General features: G+C 69.9%; 16 protein-coding genes. 11 read left to right on the forward strand and 5 right to left on the reverse strand.

What is annotated here, in order from left to right; translation table 11 throughout:
• Positions 1 to 321 precede the first annotated feature (321 nt).
• Together aceE and OHU35_RS13090 are read left to right on the forward strand one after the other, a co-directional pair.
• On the forward strand, positions 322 to 3,069 hold the full coding sequence (gene aceE, locus OHU35_RS13085) for a pyruvate dehydrogenase (acetyl-transferring), homodimeric type (RefSeq protein ID WP_189724923.1): 2,748 nt from the start codon (positions 322 to 324) through the stop codon (positions 3,067 to 3,069).
• 93 nt (positions 3,070 to 3,162) lie between these two features.
• Complete coding sequence (locus OHU35_RS13090; protein WP_189724924.1) at positions 3,163 to 3,897, forward strand: potassium channel family protein; 735 nt, start codon at positions 3,163 to 3,165, stop codon at positions 3,895 to 3,897.
• 63 nt (positions 3,898 to 3,960) lie between these two features.
• Here OHU35_RS13090 and OHU35_RS13095 read toward each other — a convergent pair whose 3' ends face one another.
• On the reverse strand, positions 3,961 to 4,266 hold the full coding sequence (locus OHU35_RS13095) for a hypothetical protein (protein ID WP_031105952.1): 306 nt from the start codon (positions 4,264 to 4,266) through the stop codon (positions 3,961 to 3,963).
• A 237-nt stretch (positions 4,267 to 4,503) separates the two neighbouring features.
• Positions 4,504 to 6,129, reverse strand: coding sequence for an MFS transporter (locus OHU35_RS13100; RefSeq protein ID WP_189724925.1), 1,626 nt, complete (start codon positions 6,127 to 6,129; stop codon positions 4,504 to 4,506).
• 127 nt (positions 6,130 to 6,256) lie between these two features.
• Between OHU35_RS13100 and OHU35_RS13105 the strand changes: the two genes are divergently transcribed.
• From OHU35_RS13105 to OHU35_RS13115, 3 genes are all read left to right on the forward strand, one after another.
• Positions 6,257 to 6,889 carry a TetR family transcriptional regulator gene (locus tag OHU35_RS13105; protein WP_189724926.1) on the forward strand — a complete coding sequence of 211 codons (633 nt, stop codon included), beginning with the start codon at positions 6,257 to 6,259 and terminating at the stop codon, positions 6,887 to 6,889.
• Between the two features lie 73 nt (positions 6,890 to 6,962).
• A complete protein-coding gene (locus tag OHU35_RS13110) occupies positions 6,963 to 8,171 on the forward strand; it encodes an alpha/beta hydrolase (RefSeq protein WP_189724927.1) in 1,209 nt (402 codons plus the stop codon).
• A gap of 66 nt (positions 8,172 to 8,237) precedes the next feature.
• Positions 8,238 to 9,098, forward strand: coding sequence for a DUF4429 domain-containing protein (locus OHU35_RS13115; protein WP_189725057.1), 861 nt, complete (start codon positions 8,238 to 8,240; stop codon positions 9,096 to 9,098).
• 84 nt (positions 9,099 to 9,182) lie between these two features.
• Here OHU35_RS13115 and OHU35_RS13120 read toward each other — a convergent pair whose 3' ends face one another.
• Both OHU35_RS13120 and OHU35_RS13125 read right to left on the reverse strand, forming a co-directional pair.
• Complete coding sequence (locus OHU35_RS13120) at positions 9,183 to 10,196, reverse strand: aldo/keto reductase (protein ID WP_405505345.1); 1,014 nt, start codon at positions 10,194 to 10,196, stop codon at positions 9,183 to 9,185.
• On the reverse strand, positions 10,193 to 10,657 hold the full coding sequence (locus OHU35_RS13125) for a MerR family transcriptional regulator (RefSeq protein ID WP_184592190.1): 465 nt from the start codon (positions 10,655 to 10,657) through the stop codon (positions 10,193 to 10,195). Before OHU35_RS13125 ends, OHU35_RS13120 begins: the two co-directional genes overlap by 4 nt.
• Before the next feature lie 98 nt (positions 10,658 to 10,755).
• Here OHU35_RS13125 and OHU35_RS13130 point away from each other — a divergent pair, with 98 nt between their 5' ends.
• Both OHU35_RS13130 and OHU35_RS13135 read left to right on the forward strand, forming a co-directional pair.
• A complete protein-coding gene (locus tag OHU35_RS13130) occupies positions 10,756 to 11,226 on the forward strand; it encodes a GNAT family N-acetyltransferase (RefSeq protein WP_189724929.1) in 471 nt (156 codons plus the stop codon).
• 18 nt (positions 11,227 to 11,244) lie between these two features.
• Entirely contained in the window at positions 11,245 to 12,060 is an 816-nt protein-coding gene (locus OHU35_RS13135; protein ID WP_405505346.1) for a serine hydrolase domain-containing protein, read from the forward strand.
• Here the strand turns inward: OHU35_RS13135 and OHU35_RS13140 are convergent.
• Complete coding sequence (locus tag OHU35_RS13140; RefSeq protein WP_189725058.1) at positions 12,057 to 12,707, reverse strand: pirin family protein; 651 nt, start codon at positions 12,705 to 12,707, stop codon at positions 12,057 to 12,059. The genes OHU35_RS13135 and OHU35_RS13140 overlap by 4 nt on opposite strands.
• Before the next feature lie 285 nt (positions 12,708 to 12,992).
• Between OHU35_RS13140 and fasR the strand changes: the two genes are divergently transcribed.
• The 4 genes from fasR to OHU35_RS13160 all read left to right on the forward strand — a co-directional run bounded on the left by fasR (position 12,993) and on the right by OHU35_RS13160 (position 16,573).
• Positions 12,993 to 14,198, forward strand: a complete 1,206-nt coding sequence (gene fasR / locus OHU35_RS13145) for a fatty acid biosynthesis transcriptional regulator FasR (RefSeq protein WP_189724931.1) — start codon at positions 12,993 to 12,995, stop codon at positions 14,196 to 14,198.
• Between the two features lie 89 nt (positions 14,199 to 14,287).
• On the forward strand, positions 14,288 to 15,217 hold the full coding sequence (locus tag OHU35_RS13150) for an ACP S-malonyltransferase (RefSeq protein WP_189724932.1): 930 nt from the start codon (positions 14,288 to 14,290) through the stop codon (positions 15,215 to 15,217).
• A gap of 25 nt (positions 15,218 to 15,242) precedes the next feature.
• On the forward strand, positions 15,243 to 16,244 hold the full coding sequence (locus OHU35_RS13155) for a ketoacyl-ACP synthase III (protein WP_189724933.1): 1,002 nt from the start codon (positions 15,243 to 15,245) through the stop codon (positions 16,242 to 16,244).
• 80 nt (positions 16,245 to 16,324) lie between these two features.
• Positions 16,325 to 16,573, forward strand: coding sequence for an acyl carrier protein (locus OHU35_RS13160; protein ID WP_003989952.1), 249 nt, complete (start codon positions 16,325 to 16,327; stop codon positions 16,571 to 16,573).
• Positions 16,574 to 16,591 lie beyond the last annotated feature (18 nt).

Consider the following 16,591-nt stretch of genomic DNA (forward strand, 5'->3'; position numbering starts at 1 on the left):
TACCCGGCCGTTCAGACCGCCGAAACGGTGACGATCCTGGCCGTGTCACCGCAACTCCAGGCACACCATCATGGTCCGAGGTGACGTACACCACACCTTTCTGCCCTGTTTGGGCGTTTGGGAATCGTCTGTGGGTACGAGACTCGAATGTATTCACCCCATACGTCACAGAGCCGAGCTCCCGCCCGGGTTACCGATCGGTAGAGATGACGTTTACGGCCCCGAGGTAGACCATGGGTGGCGGCGCAGCCCAGCGACATCGCCCAGCGACCCCAGCGAAGCAGCGGCCCCGGCACGGCCCTCCGACAGGTAAGGAACAGCGTGGCTTCCGCATCCGATCGCAACCCGATCATCATTGGCGGCCTTCCGAGTCAGGTTCCTGACTTCGACCCCGAAGAGACGCAGGAGTGGCTCGACTCCCTCGACGCCGCTGTGGACGAGCGCGGCCGGGAACGCGCCCGCTATCTGATGCTGCGGCTGATCGAGCGGGCCCGCGAGAAGCGCGTGGCCGTGCCGGAGATGCGCAGCACGGACTACGTGAACACCATCCCGACCAAGAGCGAGCCGTTCTTCCCGGGCAACGAGGAGATCGAGCGGAAGATCCTCAACGCGACCCGCTGGAACGCGGCCGTGATGGTGTCCAGGGCCCAGCGCCCCGGCATCGGCGTCGGCGGCCACATCGCCACGTTCGCGTCCTCCGCCTCCCTCTACGACGTCGGCTTCAACCACTTCTTCCGCGGCAAGGACGAGGGCGACGGCGGCGACCAGGTCTTCTTCCAGGGCCACGCCTCGCCGGGCATCTACGCCCGCGCCTTCATGCTGGACCGGCTCAGCGAGCAGCACCTGGACGGCTTCCGCCAGGAGAAGTCCAAGGCGCCGTACGGCCTGTCGTCGTACCCGCACCCGCGCCTGATGCCGGACTTCTGGGAGTTCCCGACGGTGTCGATGGGCCTCGGCCCGATCGGCGCGATCTACCAGGCGCGGATGAACCGCTACATGCACGCGCGCGGGATCGCCGACACCTCGAAGTCGCAGGTGTGGGCGTTCCTCGGCGACGGCGAGATGGACGAGCCGGAGTCGCTGGGCCAGCTGTCCATCGCCGCCCGCGAGGGCCTGGACAACCTCACGTTCGTCGTCAACTGCAACCTGCAGCGCCTCGACGGCCCGGTGCGCGGCAACGGCAAGATCATCCAGGAGCTGGAGTCGATCTTCCGCGGCGCCGGCTGGAACGTGATCAAGCTGGTGTGGGACCGCAGCTGGGACCCGCTGCTCGCCCAGGACCGCGACGGCGTGCTGGTCAACCGGATGAACACCACGCCCGACGGACAGTTCCAGACGTACGCAACGGAGACCGGCGCGTACATCCGCGACCACTTCTTCGGCGACGACCACCGGCTGCGCGCCATGGTCGAGGGCATGACCGACGACCAGGTCCTGCACCTGGGACGCGGCGGTCACGACCACAAGAAGATCTTCGCGGCGTACAAGGCGGCGGCGGAGCACAAGGGCCAGCCGACGGTGATCCTCGCCAAGACGATCAAGGGCTGGACGCTGGGCCCGAACTTCGAGGGCCGCAACGCCACGCACCAGATGAAGAAGCTCACGGTCGACGACCTCAAGCGCTTCCGCGACCGCCTCCACCTGCCGATCTCGGACCGGGAGCTGGAGTCCGGCGTCCCGCCCTACTACCACCCGGGCCGGGACTCGGAGGAGATCCAGTACATGCACGACCGCCGCAAGGGACTCGGCGGTTACGTCCCGACGCGTGTCGTACGGTCCAAGCCTCTGCCTCTCCCCGAGGACAAGACGTACGCGACCGTGAAGAAGGGCTCGGGCCAGCAGTCCATCGCGACGACGATGGCCTTTGTCCGGCTCCTCAAGGACCTCATGCGGGACAAGGAGATCGGCAAGCGGTTCGTGCTGATCGCCCCGGACGAGTACCGCACGTTCGGAATGGACTCGTTCTTCCCGAGTGCGAAGATCTACAACCCGCTCGGCCAGCAGTACGAGTCGGTCGACCGTGATCTGCTGCTCGCCTACAAGGAGTCGCCGAACGGCCAGATGCTGCACGACGGCATCTCGGAGGCGGGCTGCACGGCCTCGCTGATCGCGGCCGGCTCGGCCTACGCCACCCACGGCGAGCCGCTGATCCCGGTCTACGTCTTCTACTCGATGTTCGGTTTCCAGCGCACCGGCGACCAGTTCTGGCAGATGGCCGACCAGCTGGCGCGCGGTTTCGTCCTGGGCGCGACCGCCGGCCGTACGACCCTGACCGGTGAGGGCCTCCAGCACGCCGACGGCCACTCCCAGCTGCTGGCGTCCACGAACCCCGGCTGTGTGGCGTACGACCCGGCGTTCGGCTTCGAGATCGCCCACATCGTGCAGGACGGCCTGCGCCGGATGTACGGCGGCTCCGAGGAGCACCCGCACGGCGAGGACGTCTTCTACTACCTGACCGTCTACAACGAGCCGATCCAGCACCCGGCCGAGCCGGAGAACGTGGACGTCGAGGGCATCCTCAAGGGCGTCCACCGCTTCAGCGAGGGCACGGGCGGCTCGATCCCGGCGCAGATCATGGCGTCCGGTGTCGCGGTGCCGTGGGCGGTCGAGGCGCAGCAGATCCTGGCCGCGGACTGGAACGTCAAGGCCGACGTCTGGTCGGCGACCTCCTGGAACGAGCTGCGGCGCGAGGCCGTGGACTGCGAGCGGCACAACCTGCTGCACCCCGAGGAGGAGCAGCGGGTGCCGTATGTGACGCGGAAGCTGGCCGACGCGCAGGGGCCGGTCGTGGCCGTGTCCGACTGGATGCGATCGGTTCCGGACCAGATCGCGCGCTGGGTGCCGCAGACGTACCAGTCGCTCGGCGCGGACGGCTTCGGCTTCGCCGACACGCGTGGCGCGGCCCGCCGGTTCTTCCACATCGACGCGCAGTCGATCGTGGTGGCGGTGCTGACCGAGCTGGCCCGCGCGGGCAAGGTCGACCGGTCGGTGCTCAAGCAGGCCATCGACCGGTACCAGCTGCTCGACGTGGCGGCGGCCGACCCGGGGGCCGCGGGCGGCGACGCGTAGCACCCGGAAACCTGTCGCACCCTGTCAAGGGGTGGTGCGCATCACGGGTACACCGTGGGCACACCACCCCTTCACGTTTCCTACGATGCGGCCATGCAGCAGCAGTCGGCCCAACTCCGTTGGGAACAGCACACCCAGCGGCCCCTCTTCGGCCTGGCCCTGGCCTTCGCCGTCGCCTACGCCGTGCCGATCGTCCGGCCGGACGCGAGCCGGGACGTGGTGGAGGTGTGCACCGCGGTGGAGTGGGTGGTGTGGGGCGCGTTCGCGCTCGACTACCTGATCCGGCTGGCGCTCACGGAGCAGCGGCTGAGGTTCGTACGGACCCACTGGCTCGACCTGGGCGCGGTGCTGCTGCCGGTGATTCAGCCGCTGCGGCTGCTGCGGCTGGTGTCGACCCTGCTGCTGGTCGGGCAGCGGGCGCGGATGGCCTCGCAGATACGGCTCACGACGTATGTCGCCGGCGCGGTGGTCGGGCTGCTGATGTTCGGATCACTGGCGGTGCTGTCGGTGGAGCGGGACTCGCCGGACGGGAACATCAGGACGCTGGGTGACGCGGTGTGGTGGTCCTTCACGACGATGACGACCGTGGGGTACGGGGATCACGCGCCGACCACCGGCCTGGGCCGGATGCTGGCGGTGGGATTGATGCTCTCCGGAATCGCGCTGCTGGGTGTGGTGACGGCCAACATCGCGGCGTGGTTCATAGCGCGGTTCGAGAAGGACGACGTGGAGGAGCGCCGGCAGACGGAGGCGATACGGGAGCTGACGGAGGAGGTGCGGGCACTGCGGGGGGAGTTGGCGGCGCTGAAGAGGACGCCGGTCGAGTAGTGCCGATACGTGAAGGAGGCCTCCGGCTTGAGCGCCGGAGGCCCTTCCCTCACTCCACCCGGGTCAGAACATGCCCACGCCCGGTGTGGCCGCTCCTGACAGCCAGATGATGGCCAGGAGCGTGTCGATGGCACCCAGAACCAGTGCCACCACGGCCGTTACCGGGCGGGAACCCGCCCATGTGCGGCCCATGGCGAGCCAGCCGCAGACGATCGCCACGGGGCCGAGGATGATCCCCAGCACGAAGAATCCGGCGACCGCGCAGATGACTCCGATGATTCCGAGCGTCGCGCGATCCGGCCCGGTCCGTGACCACGTCCGGCCACGTGAGCGGGGGTGCCTGCGCGTACCGTGTCCGAAGCTCGCCATCTCAACTCCCGTAAACCCTCGATCGGTTGGGGTTCGGTTCGGATACGGCTTGGCGAGTACCCCCTGTACGGCTTTCAATCACGCTGCCTGCGCGCTGCCCCCCTCCGGCAGCGCGCCGCAGCGTCCGTCCCCCATGCCCTGCGGAGGACTTGACCCACTGTGACCTGCGAGGCCCGCCGGAGGGGAGGGGTCAGCGGTCTTGTTCACCCTGATAGGCGAACGCCCCGTCAGGGGGCGTCAGATGTGCGCCGCTCCCGCGCCGGCCTCCGCGTTCTCACCGCGCTTGGTGAGGAACGCCACCAGCACCGCGACCACGGCGACCCCGGCGGCCACGAGGGACGCCGCGCTCATGCCGGAGATGAACGTGTCGTGCGCGACGCCCGTGATCTTCGCGGCGATCGCGTCCGGCGTACCCGGCGCCAGCGGCGGGACACCGACCTGGACCGCCTCGGACGCCTGATGCTCCTGCTCCGGCGTCAGCGGCGGAAGCCCCGCCTTCGTCCAGTTGTCCGCGAGGTCGCTGTTGACCTTGGAGGCCATCACCGCACCCAGCACGGCCGTACCGAGGCTGCCGCCGATCTGCATGGCGGCCTGCTGAAGACCGCCCGCCACGCCCGAGAGCTCCATCGGGGCGTTGCCGACGATGACCTCCGTGGCGCCGACCATGACCGGCGCGAGGCCGAAGCCCAGCAGGGCGAACCAGAGCGACATGATGCCGCTGCCGGTGTCCGTCTCCAGGGTCGACATCCCGTACATGGCGATCGCGGTGAACGCCATACCGCCGGCGAGCGGGACACGGGGACCGAACTTGGTGATCATCGCGCCGGCGAGCGGCGAGCCGACGATCATCATGCCGGTGAGCGGCAGCAGATGCAGACCCGCGTCGATCGGGCTCATGCCGTGCACGTTCTGGAGGTAGAACGTCACGAAGAACAGGCCGCCCATGAAGGCGATGGCCATCAGGACCATCAGCACGACACCCGCGGACAGCGCCACGGAGCGGAACAGCGCGAGCGGGATCAGCGGCTCCTTCACCTTCGTCTCCCAGAAGGCGAAGAGCACGAAGCACAGCACGGAGGCACCGAGGAACGACAGCGTCTTGACGTCGCCCCAGCCCCACTCGGACGGCGGGGCCTTGATGAGCGCCCACACCAGGCAGAACACGGCCGACGACAGCAGGGCGATGCCCAGGATGTCGAAGGAGCGCGGGGCGTTCTCGGCGCGGTGGTCGAGCAGGATCACCACGCCGAGGACGACGGCGAGGACACCGACCGGCACGTTGATGAAGAACACCGACTGCCAGTTGACGTGCTCGACGAGCACTCCGCCGAGGATCGGGCCGCCCGCGGTGGACGCGCCGATGACCATGCCCCAGATGCCGATCGCCATGTTCAGCTTCTCGGCCGGGAAGGAGGCCCGCAGCAGGCCGAGCGCGGCCGGCATCAGCAGCGCGCCGAACAGGCCCTGAAGGACGCGGAAGACGACGACGAACGCGATGCTGTCGGACAGGCCGATCGCGCCCGAGGCGGCGGCGAAGCCGACGACGCCGATGAGGAAGGTCTGCCGGTGGCCGAAGCGGTCACCGAGCTTGCCCGCGGTGATCAGGGAGACCGCGAGGGCGAGGAAGTATCCGTTGGTGATCCACTGGACCTCGGCGAAGGTGGCGCCGAGGTCCTTCTGTATGGCCGGGTTGGCTATGGCCACGATGGTGCCGTCGAGGGCCACCATCATGACCCCCACAGCGACGGTGATGAGGGTGAGCCAGGGGTGTCCCCGCAGCCCCTTGCCCGGCGTCGCGTCCGACGGCGCCGCCGGCGCCTTGCCCCCCGACCCCGTCGTGTCGATGGTGGTCTGACTAGTCATGCGCCGAGGCTAATGACAGCCACTGACAATTGACAAACCAATTCACAAGCCGGTAACTGACAGGACACCCTCATATAGCCTGAACTGCGAAAACAGTTCGAAGGAGAGCCGGAGGAGAGAGAGCCGCTTGAACCTGCGTGAACGCAAGAAGCAGCGCACCCGGGACGCGCTGCTGCGCGCCGCCCTCGAACTGTTCGCCACGCGCGGGTACGACGAGACCACCGTCGACGACATCGCAGCCGCCGTCGACGTCTCGCAGCGCACCTTCTTCCGCTACTTCGCCGGCAAGGAGGAGACGGCGTTCTTCGTGCCGCGGCTCGCGGAGGGCCTCGTCGTCCAGGCCCTGCAGGTGCGCCCGCCGGAGGAGGCCCCGCTGGAGGCGCTGCGCCGGGCCGTGCTGGAGAGCTGGGACACGATCAACGAGGCCGTCGAGGAGATCGTGCCGATCGACCTCCATCTGCGCGTCTACCGGGTGATCGAGTCGACGCCCGCGCTGTTCGCCGCCCATCTGCGGCGGTCGGCGGAACTGGAGGAGCAGCTCGCGCGCATCATCGCCGAGCGCGAGGGGCTGGACGTGGACGCGGATCCGCGGCCGAGGATCGTCGTGGCCCTCTTCGGCGGCGTGATTCGTGTCACCGAGCGGCTGTGGTCCGCGGGGGACGAACTCAGCCTCGCGGGAATGCGCCAACTGACCACGACATACCTGGATCAGGTGGGTCCGGCGCTGGCCGGGAACTGGCGTACAGGACAGTCCCCTTAGCCCCTCCACCGAAACGTGATCCCGGTCACTTGGTTAACGCGAGACCCTCTCGTTCTCCTAGTGTGTCCTTTCAGTGACTTCCTTCGACACCTCCCCGCAATTGAACGTCTGGCGCGCACTGCTCGCTCTGGCCGTCGTGTTCGTGATGCTGGCGACCACCGGCTGGACGGCCCTGCGCAACCAGCGGGGCGACACGCCGCTCCAGGCCTCGCTCTCCGCTTGGGAGCACGGCCGGATCGGCGGTCACGGACTGCCGGACCCCGAGTCCCAGCCGACGAAGCTGGCCCGCTTCTTCGCCTCCCTCACCGCGCAGGACCGCGCGAGCCTGGTCCGCAAGTACCCGCTCGCGGTCGGCAACATGAACGGCGCCCCGGTCGAGCTGCGCTATCGCGCCAACCGCGTCGCGCTCGACCAGGCACGCAAGGTCGAGCGGGAACGCATGCACGACAGCCGCCTCACCGCGGCCGGCAAGCAAGAGGCCGGCCGAAGGATGCACCGCTTCGAGGACCTCATGGAGCAGGGCCGCCACATCCTCGCCTTCGACCCGGAGGGCTCGGGCCGGGTGGCGGAGGTCTTCGGCAATCTGCGCAGGGCGGACCGGGTCTCGGTCGTCGTGCCCGGCGTGGACACCGACCTGCTCACCTTCCAGCGCACCCAGCGCAAGTACTCGGCGCCCGTCGGCATGGCGAAGTCGCTGCACGCGGCCGAGCAAGAGGCGAACCCCTCGACCCGTACGGCCGTGATCGCCTGGGCCGACTACACGGCCCCCAGCGGACTCGGCATCGACTCGGCCACGGCGATGCGCGCCGCGGAAGGTTCCGTACGACTGAACGCGCTGGTGCGGGCGCTGCCCGGCGACAAGCCGGTCTCGCTGTTCTGCCACAGCTACGGCTCCGTGGTGTGCGGGGTCGCGGCGCGTTCGCTGCCGGCCCGGGTGTCCGACATCGCGGTGGCCGGCAGCCCGGGCATGCGCGTCGAGAAGGCCGCCCAACTGCACACCACCGCCCGGGTGTGGGCCATGCGGGACGCCGACGACTGGATCCAGGACGTGCCGTACCTGGAGGTCGGCGGGCTCGGCCACGGGGCCGACCCGGTGTCCGCCGGGTTCGGTGCGCGGGTGCTGTCGGCGCAGGGTGCGAAGGGTCACGCCGGCTACTTCGAGCCGGGCACGGCAAGTCTGATGAATTTCGCAGAGATCGGCGTTGGCGCATACCGCTCGGTGCACTGCGCGCACGAAGACGGCGTCTGCCGGACCGGTTTGTCCGGCACGGCGGCCGCCTGACGCGCGTAGAGGCGAAGAAATTGCGGTCTGCTCGGGAGGGGGACGGAGGAGCGCGTGCCGCATACGATGAGCCGCATGGGTGACGTACTGGCCGGATTTCATGCCGCCTGGGAGTTCGAGTCCGACTCCGTGCTCATCCGCTACGAACGGGGGATTCGAACACCTAAGCTCTTTCAGGCACTCGGGGAACGCCGTGTCCCCCTGGACGCGATCGCCGGGGTGACCCTGACCCGCGGGAAGCGCGGCACGGTCGTGCTGCGCGTCGAGCCGCGGCCCGGCGCGGACCCTCTGATGGAGGCGGCCGCCGGGCAGCTGAAGGAGAGCGGCGATCCCTACCGGCTGGTGCTGCCCGCCGAGCGCGAGGTGCTCGCGGAGTACTACGCCGACGAACTGCGGGCGCTGCTGACGGAGTCCGGGCCGGCGGAGCGGTTCCTCGTGGAGCCGCCGAAGGGGCCGCTGTCGTTCAAGGCGTACGACGGGAAGGCCTCGTTCGACGGGCGGACCGTCAACTTCCGTTGGTTCTGGACGGGGGCGTCGTCGGCGAAGTGGAAGGCCGGGGACCAGAACTTCCCCGTCGGGGAGCTGAACGGGGTCGAGTGGCGCTCCCCCGAGGTGTTCGAAGGGCATCTGCGGCTGCTGCACCGGGACACGGGCGGGTCGGCCGCGCAGGCCGACCAGGATCCGGCCGCGGTGGTGTTCGGGCTGGGGTACGGGCCGGTGCATGAGTCACTGCCGTTCGCTGCGGCGGTCCTGGCCGCGGTGCGGACGTCCAGTCCGGTGACGGCGGCCGTGTCGGCGGCTGGGCCGCGTCGGGATCCTGCGGATATCGCCGAGCGGATTCGGCACCTTGGGGAGTTGCATCAGGCCGGGCTGGTGACAGATGAGGAGTTTTCGGTCAAAAAGGCGGAGTTGTTGGCGGAGCTCTAGCGTCTGCCGGGTTCGGAGCGTTGGCGGGCGCGGGTAGTGCGTGGTTGTTCGCGCAGTTCCCCGCGCCCCCAAGAGCAGGTCCCTCTACTCGCGGCCTGCTGACGTGAACGCCATGTCCGCGTAGCGGTTGCCTGCCACCTTGGCCGCGATCGGGTCCAGGAGGGCCAGCTCGTCGTCGGTGAGGACGATCCTGGTTGCCGCCGTGTTCTCCTCCACCCTGGACGGCTTGCGGGTGCCCGGGATCGGGATGACCGGCAGGCCGTGGAGGGATGCCTGCTGGTAGGCCCAGGCCAGGGCGATCTGGCCGACGGACGCGCCGTGGGCGTCGGCGACCGCGCGGATGGGCTCCAGCAGGGCCCCGTTGGCCGCCGCGTTGTCCCCCGTGAAGCGGGGCTGCTGGCGGCGGAAGTCGTCGGACGACAGGTCCTCGGCCGTGGCGAAGGAGCCCGTGAGGAAGCCGCGGCCCAGCGGCGAGTACGCGACGAGGGTCACACCGAGGTCGCGGGCCGCCGGGACGACGTTCGTCTCGATGTCGCGGCTGAAGAGCGACCACTCCGACTGCACGGCGGCGATGGGGTGGACGGCGTGGGCGGCGCGGAGTTCGTCGGCCGTGACCTCGCTCAGGCCGAGGTGCTTGACCTTGCCCTCGCGGACCAGTTCGGCCATGGTGCCGACGCTCTCCTCGATCGGCACGTTCACATCGCGCCGGTGCATGTAGTAGAGGTCGATGACGTCGACGTCCAGGCGCTTCAGGCTCGCCTCGACGGCCTGGCGGATGTAGGGCGGGTCGTTGCGGATGACGCGGCGCGTCGGGTCGTCCGGGGGGATCGACAGGGCGAACTTCGTCGCGATGACGAGTTCGTCGCGGTGGGCCTTGAAGAACGGCGACAGGAACCGCTCGTTCTCGCCGGCCCCGTAGGCGTCGGCCGTGTCGTAGAGGGTGACGCCGAGTTCGAGCGCCCGTTCCAGGGTCGCCCGGGAGGCGTCCGCGTCCGAGGGGCCGTAGCCGAAGTTCATGCCCATGCAGCCGAGGCCCTGGACGCCCACCTCGGGGCCGTCGTCGCCCAGCTTCGCCGTCGTGATCCTGCCGTCCGTCATCGGGACCTCTCCGACGCCAGGGCACGCCCGGCGTCCGCGTAGAAACTGATCTTCCGGTCGAGCACGGCGAGCGTGTCGCGGAGTTCGTCGATCCTGGCCAGGACGTCCTCGCGGGTCGTCTTGAGCAGTTCGAAGCGCTCGCCGTAGGTGTGGTCGCCCTCGCGCACCAGTTCCGCGTACCTGACCATGTCGGCGACCGGCATGCCCGTCAGTCGGAGCTTGCCGACGAGGTCGAGCCAGTCGAGGTCGCGGTTGGTGTAGCGGCGCTGGCCGGTGTGGGACCGGTCGATGTGCGGCATCAGGCCGATGCGCTCGTACCAGCGCAAGGTGTGCGCGGTCAGGCCGGTGAAGGCGACGACCTCGCTGATCGTGTACCTGTCCTCACCGTCCGGGCGCCGGTCGTACTGCGGAGGGCCGGCGCAGGTGTCGGTCCTGGTCCCCGTGGTTTCCATCACCGTCATGGCCCCAACGCTAGAACCTTGGAGTGCACTCCAAGCAAGCTCGGACGGTAAGAAATGGGCAGGACGTTTCTTGATCCGTCTGGTTAGCGTACGGAGTCATGAGTTCTGTACGCCGTGCCCTGCCCGAGGACGCCGAGGAAGTCCTGCGGCTGCGCCAAATCATGATCGACTCGCTGTTCGCAAGCGACCCGTCCACCCGCTGGCACGGAGAGTCCCTGCCCACGCTGAAGACCAAACTCGGCGAGCCGGCGGCGGACTTCGTGGCGTTCGTCGTGGACCACCCGGAGCGGCCCGGGGCACTGGCGTCGCTGGTGGCCGGGACGATCGACTACCGCATCGGGAAGTCGGGCGACCCGCAGGGCAAGGTGGGCTTCGTGTTCAGCGTCGCCACCGACCCGGACGCCCGGCGCCGCGGGTACGCACGCGCGTGCATGCAGACCCTGCTGGAGTGGTTCCGTACACGCGGCGCCCGGCGCGTACAGCTCACCGCCTCACCGGAGGCCGAGCCGCTGTACGTCTCGCTGGGCTTCCGGCCCAAGCCCGACCCGTTGCTGGAGCTCACGCTCTGAGCGCATAGGCTCGAACGCATGTCGCTCAAGAGCCTCGCGTTGATCGAGAACTGGCCGGTTCCCACTGCCGCGGCGGGTGTCGTACGGGCGGACGGCACCGTCCTCGGCACCCATGGACCGGCCGGGCGGCGGTTCCCGCTCGCCTCGGTGACCAAGCCGCTCGCGGCGTACGCGGTGCTCGTCGCGTACGAGGAGGGGGCGGTCGAGCTCGACGAGCCCGCAGGTCCGGCCGGGTCGACGGTCCGGCATCTGCTCGCGCACACCTCGGGCCTCGCCTTCGACGAGCACAAGGTCACGGCGGCGCCCGGGGAGCGGCGGCTGTACTCGAACGCCGGTTTCGAGCAGTTGGGCGACCACCTCGCGAAGGCGACCGACATCCCCTTCGGGGAGTACCTGCGGCAGGCCGTGCTGGAGCCGCTGGGGATGACCTCGACGACCCTGGAGGGCTCTCCGGCCAAGGACGGGGTGTCCACGGTCGAGGACCTGCTGCGGTTCGCGGCCGAGGTGCAGGTTCCGCGACTGCTGGATCCCCGTACGGTCGCCGAGGTGATGACCGTGCACTACCCGGGCACGAAGGGCGTCCTGCCGGGGTACGGCCACCAGAACCCCAACGACTGGGGGCTCGGCTTCGAGATCCGCGACTCCAAGTCGCCGCACTGGACGGGGTCCTCGTCCTCACCGCGCACGTTCGGGCATTTCGGGCAGTCCGGTACGTTCCTGTGGGTCGACCCCGACGCGCGTGCCGCGTGCGTCGCGCTGACGGACCGGGCGTTCGGGCCGTGGGCGGTCGAGGCGTGGCCGGCGTTCACCGACGCCGTGCTCGCGGAGCTCTAGGCCATCTCCCAGATCAGCAGCTCCGCCTCCGTCACGCCTTCCGCCTCGAGGCCCTTGGCGTCCGTGACGCGGGCCGCGTCGCCCGCGCCCAGTTCCTCGCCGTCGAGACGTACGTCACCCCGTACGACATGCACGTACGCGTGCGCCCCGTCCGGCACCGCCGTCCGCTCCCCCGCCCCGAGGCGCCGCACGTGCAGCATCGCGCCGGCCTCCGGGACGGCGTAGGGCGTCGAGTCGGCGATGCCGTGGACGACCTCGTAGTACGGGTCGCCGCCGGGCCGGAGCGGGGCCAGCCACATCTGCACGAAGGTCAGCGGGCCGGGGCCGTCGTTGCGCTCCACGTGACGTACCCCACCCGCGGAGCTGAGCCGCTGCACGTCCCCGTGGCGCACCACCGACTCGTGCCCGGTGGAGTCCCGGTGCGTCAGCTCGCCCTCCACGACCCACGTCACGATCTCGGTGTGGCTGTGCGGATGCTCGTCGAAGCCGGCCCCCGGGGCCAACCGCTCCTCGTTGCAGGCGATCACGGCGCCGAAGCGGAGGTTGTCCGGGTCGTAGTGGGGCCCGAAGGAGAAGGCGTGCCAGGTCTCGATCCCCGCGGCGGGTTCCCCACCGGGGTAGCGCTCGTGAGCGCGCCGTACGTCCATCACGCTGTCCACCGTAGGCCCTGACCCGGCGGGTCAGGTCAGAGTGAAGACGCAGCGGCCGATCGACGCAGGTGAGCGGGGTCTGGCGTGTCCAGCCGCAAGGCGGAGGAAGGAGTCGACGCGATGGGGGCACCGCCCGCGCGAGCGAAGCCGGGCGTGGGGGCTCGGGGACTGACGACAACGCGGCAGACGGGCGTGCCGGACCCCGCGTCTGCGACCTGCCCCGCCGGGTAGGGCCTGACCCGCCGACGCACCTTCCCGTCCGGATAAGGCAGTCTTGTCCCCGTGCCCGAACCCGAAACCAGCAAGAACGCAGCCCCAGCACACGACGCCCACCCGCATGCCGCGACGCTGAAGCGGCTGGTGGAGTCGTCCGGATCGCTCGCCGCGCAGGCCATCGCGCGGATGGACGAGACGCTGCCCTGGTACCGGGCCATGCCCCCGGAGAACCGTTCCTGGATCGGCCTGGTCGCGCAGGCGGGTATCGCCGCCTTCACCGAGTGGTTCCGGCATCCGGACGCCCCGCAGGCCATCTCCACCGACGTGTTCGGAACCGCGCCGCGCGAGCTGACCCGGGCGATCACGCTGCGGCAGACCGTGGAGATGGTGCGCACCACGATCGAGGTCATGGAGAGCGCGATCGACGAGGTCGCGGCCCCCGGCGACGAGCGGGTGCTGCGCGAGGCGCTGCTCGTCTACGCCCGGGAGATCGCCTTCGCCACCGCCCAGGTGTACGCGCAGGCCGCCGAGGCACGCGGTGCCTGGGACGCCCGGCTGGAGTCCCTGGTCGTGAACGCCGTGCTCAGCGGCGAGGCCGACGAGGGCGCCGTGTCCCGCGCCGCCGCCCTCGGCTGGAACTCGCCCGAGCACGTGTGCGTGGTGCTCGGCACCGCGCCCGACGGCGACTCCGAACTGACCGTGGAGGCGATCCGGCGGGCCGCCCGGCACGCCAAGCTCCAGGTGCTGACCGGTGTGCTCGGGGACCGGCTCGTCGTCATCGCGGGCGGCAGCGACAACCCGCTGGCCGTCGCCAAGTCGCTCATCGGCCCGTACGCGGCCGGGCCGGTCGTGGCGGGCCCGGTGGTGCCGGACCTGCTGGCCGCGACCCGGTCCGCGCAGGCCGCGGCGGCGGGGCTGAAGGCGGGTTCCGCCTGGCAGGACGCCCCGCGCCCGGTGCTGGCGGACGACCTGCTCCCGGAGCGCGCGATCGCCGGTGACCCCTCGGCCCGTGAGCAACTGGTGGAGGAGATCTACAGACCACTGGAGGAGGCCGGGGCCGCGCTCCTGGAGACCCTCAGTGTGTATCTCGAACAGGCGAGCAGTCTCGAGGGCGCCGCCCGCATGCTGTTCGTCCATCCCAACACCGTCCGCTACCGGCTTCGACGTGTGACTGACGTCACCGGCTGGTCACCCTCCGATGTACGCTCTGCCTTCACGCTGCGGATCGCTCTGATCCTGGGGCGTCTGGTCGATGGAGATCTCCAGCCCTAAGGTTTTGTCGGAGCCCGACAAAACCCCCTCGTGTTCTTCGTCCCTGTCCCCACGGGCGGCCGTGCCCGTCCCCAAGAGAGAGTGTGAGAGTGCTCGTACTCGTCGCTCCCGGCCAGGGCGCCCAGACGCCCGGCTTCCTGTCCGCATGGCTCGACTTCCCCGGTGTCCGCGGTGCCCTCGAGGCATGGTCCGACGCCGCGGGCCTCGACCTGATCCGTTACGGCACCGAGGCAGACGCGGACGAGATCCGCGACACCGCGGTGGCGCAGCCGCTGCTGGTCGCGGCCGGACTGGCGTCCACGTACACGCTGTTCGACGACCCCGCCGAGCTGCCGCGCAAGGTCGGCGCCATCGCCGGGCACAGCGTCGGCGAGTTCACCGCGGCCTCGCTCGCCGGTGTGCTCCCGCACGAGGAGGCCGTCCGCCTCGTCCGCACTCGCGGGCTCGCCATGGCCGAGGCCGCCGCCGTCACCGAGACCGGCATGGCGGCCCTGCTGGGCGGCGACCCGGAAGTGACGGTTCCGCACCTGGAGAAGCTGGGCCTGACCCCGGCGAACATCAACGGCGCGGGCCAGATCGTCGCGGCCGGTACGAAGGAGCAGCTCGCCGCGCTGGAGGCGGACAAGCCCGAGGGCGTGCGCAAGGTCGTCGCGCTGAAGGTCGCCGGCGCCTTCCACACCCACCACATGGCCCCCGCGGTCGACACGCTGGCGAAGGCCGCCGAGGCCCTGACGCCCGGCGACCCGCAGGTCACCTACGTCTCGAACAAGGACGGGCGGTCTGTCGCCGCCGGCACCGAGGTGCTGGACCGTCTGGTCGGTCAGGTCGCCAACCCGGTCCGCTGGGACCGGTGCATGGAGACCTTCAAGGAGCTCGGCGTCACGGCCCTGATCGAGGTGTGCCCCGGCGGTACCCTCACCGGTCTCGCCAAGCGTGCTCTGCCCGGTGTGAAGACGCTGGCCCTGAAGTCCCCCGCCGACCTCGACGCGGCTCGCGAGCTCATCGCCGAGCACGCCTGACCGCCGCCCCCAAGGAGCCGTCCGCATGGCGAAGATCAAGCCCAGCAAGGGCGCCCCGTACGCGCGCATCCTCGGTGTCGGCGGGTACCGCCCGACCCGGGTCGTGCCGAACGAGGTGATCCTCGAGACGATCGACTCGTCCGACGAGTGGATCCGCTCGCGCTCCGGCATCGAGACCCGGCACTGGGCGAACGACGAGGAGACCGTCGCCGCGATGTCCATCGAGGCGTCCGGCAAGGCGATCGCCGACGCCGGGATCTCCGCCGAGCAGATCGGCGGCGTGATCGTCTCGACCGTCTCGCACTTCAAGCAGACCCCGGCCGTCGCCACCGAGATCGCCGACAAGCTCGGCACCGCCAAGGCCGCCGCCTTCGACATCTCGGCCGGCTGCGCGGGCTTCGGCTACGGCCTCACGCTCGCCAAGGGCATGATCGTCGAGGGCTCCGCCGAGTACGTCCTGGTGATCGGCGTGGAGCGGCTGAGCGACCTGACCGACCTGGAGGACCGCGCGACGGCCTTCCTGTTCGGCGACGGCGCCGGCGCGGTCGTCGTGGGCCCGGCCCAGGAGCCCGCCATCGGCCCCACGGTCTGGGGCTCCGAGGGCGACAAGTCCGAGACGATCAAGCAGACCGTGCCGTGGACGGACTACCGTTCCGGCGAGGTCGCCAAGTTCCCCGCCATCACGCAGGAGGGCCAGGCGGTGTTCCGCTGGGCCGTGTTCGAGATGGCGAAGGTCGCCAAGGAGGCGCTGGACGCCGCCGGCATCTCCGCGGACGACCTGGACGTCTTCATTCCGCACCAGGCCAACGAGCGGATCATCGACTCGATGGTGAAGACACTCAAGCTGCCGGAGTCCGTCACGGTCGCACGTGACGTACGCACCACCGGCAACACCTCGGCCGCCTCGATCCCGCTCGCGATGGAGCGGCTTCTGGCGACCGGCGAGGCGAAGAGCGGCGACACCGCGCTCGTCATCGGCTTCGGGGCGGGTCTCGTCTACGCCGCGACTGTCGTTACCCTCCCCTAGGCACTCCGTGCCGGATCAAGCGTCCGGCACGGGAGGAAACACCTGCCACACCCTCTGGATATCTACGAAGGAGCGCCAACATGGCCGCCACTCAGGAAGAGATCGTCGCCGGTCTCGCCGAGATCGTGAACGAGATCGCCGGCATCCCGGTTGAGGACGTCCAGCTGGACAAGTCCTTCACCGACGACCTGGACGTCGACTCGCTGTCCATGGTCGAGGTCGTCGTCGCCGCCGAAGAGCGCTTCGACGTCAAGATCCCGGACGAGGACGTCAAGAACCTCAAGACCGTCGGCGACGCGACCGACTACATCCTCAAGCACCAGGGCTGATCGACCGACCAGGCCCTG

The sequence above is a fragment of the Streptomyces purpurascens genome (assembly GCF_045040895.1).
GTDB classification, from domain to species: Bacteria; Actinomycetota; Actinomycetes; order Streptomycetales; family Streptomycetaceae; genus Streptomyces; species Streptomyces purpurascens.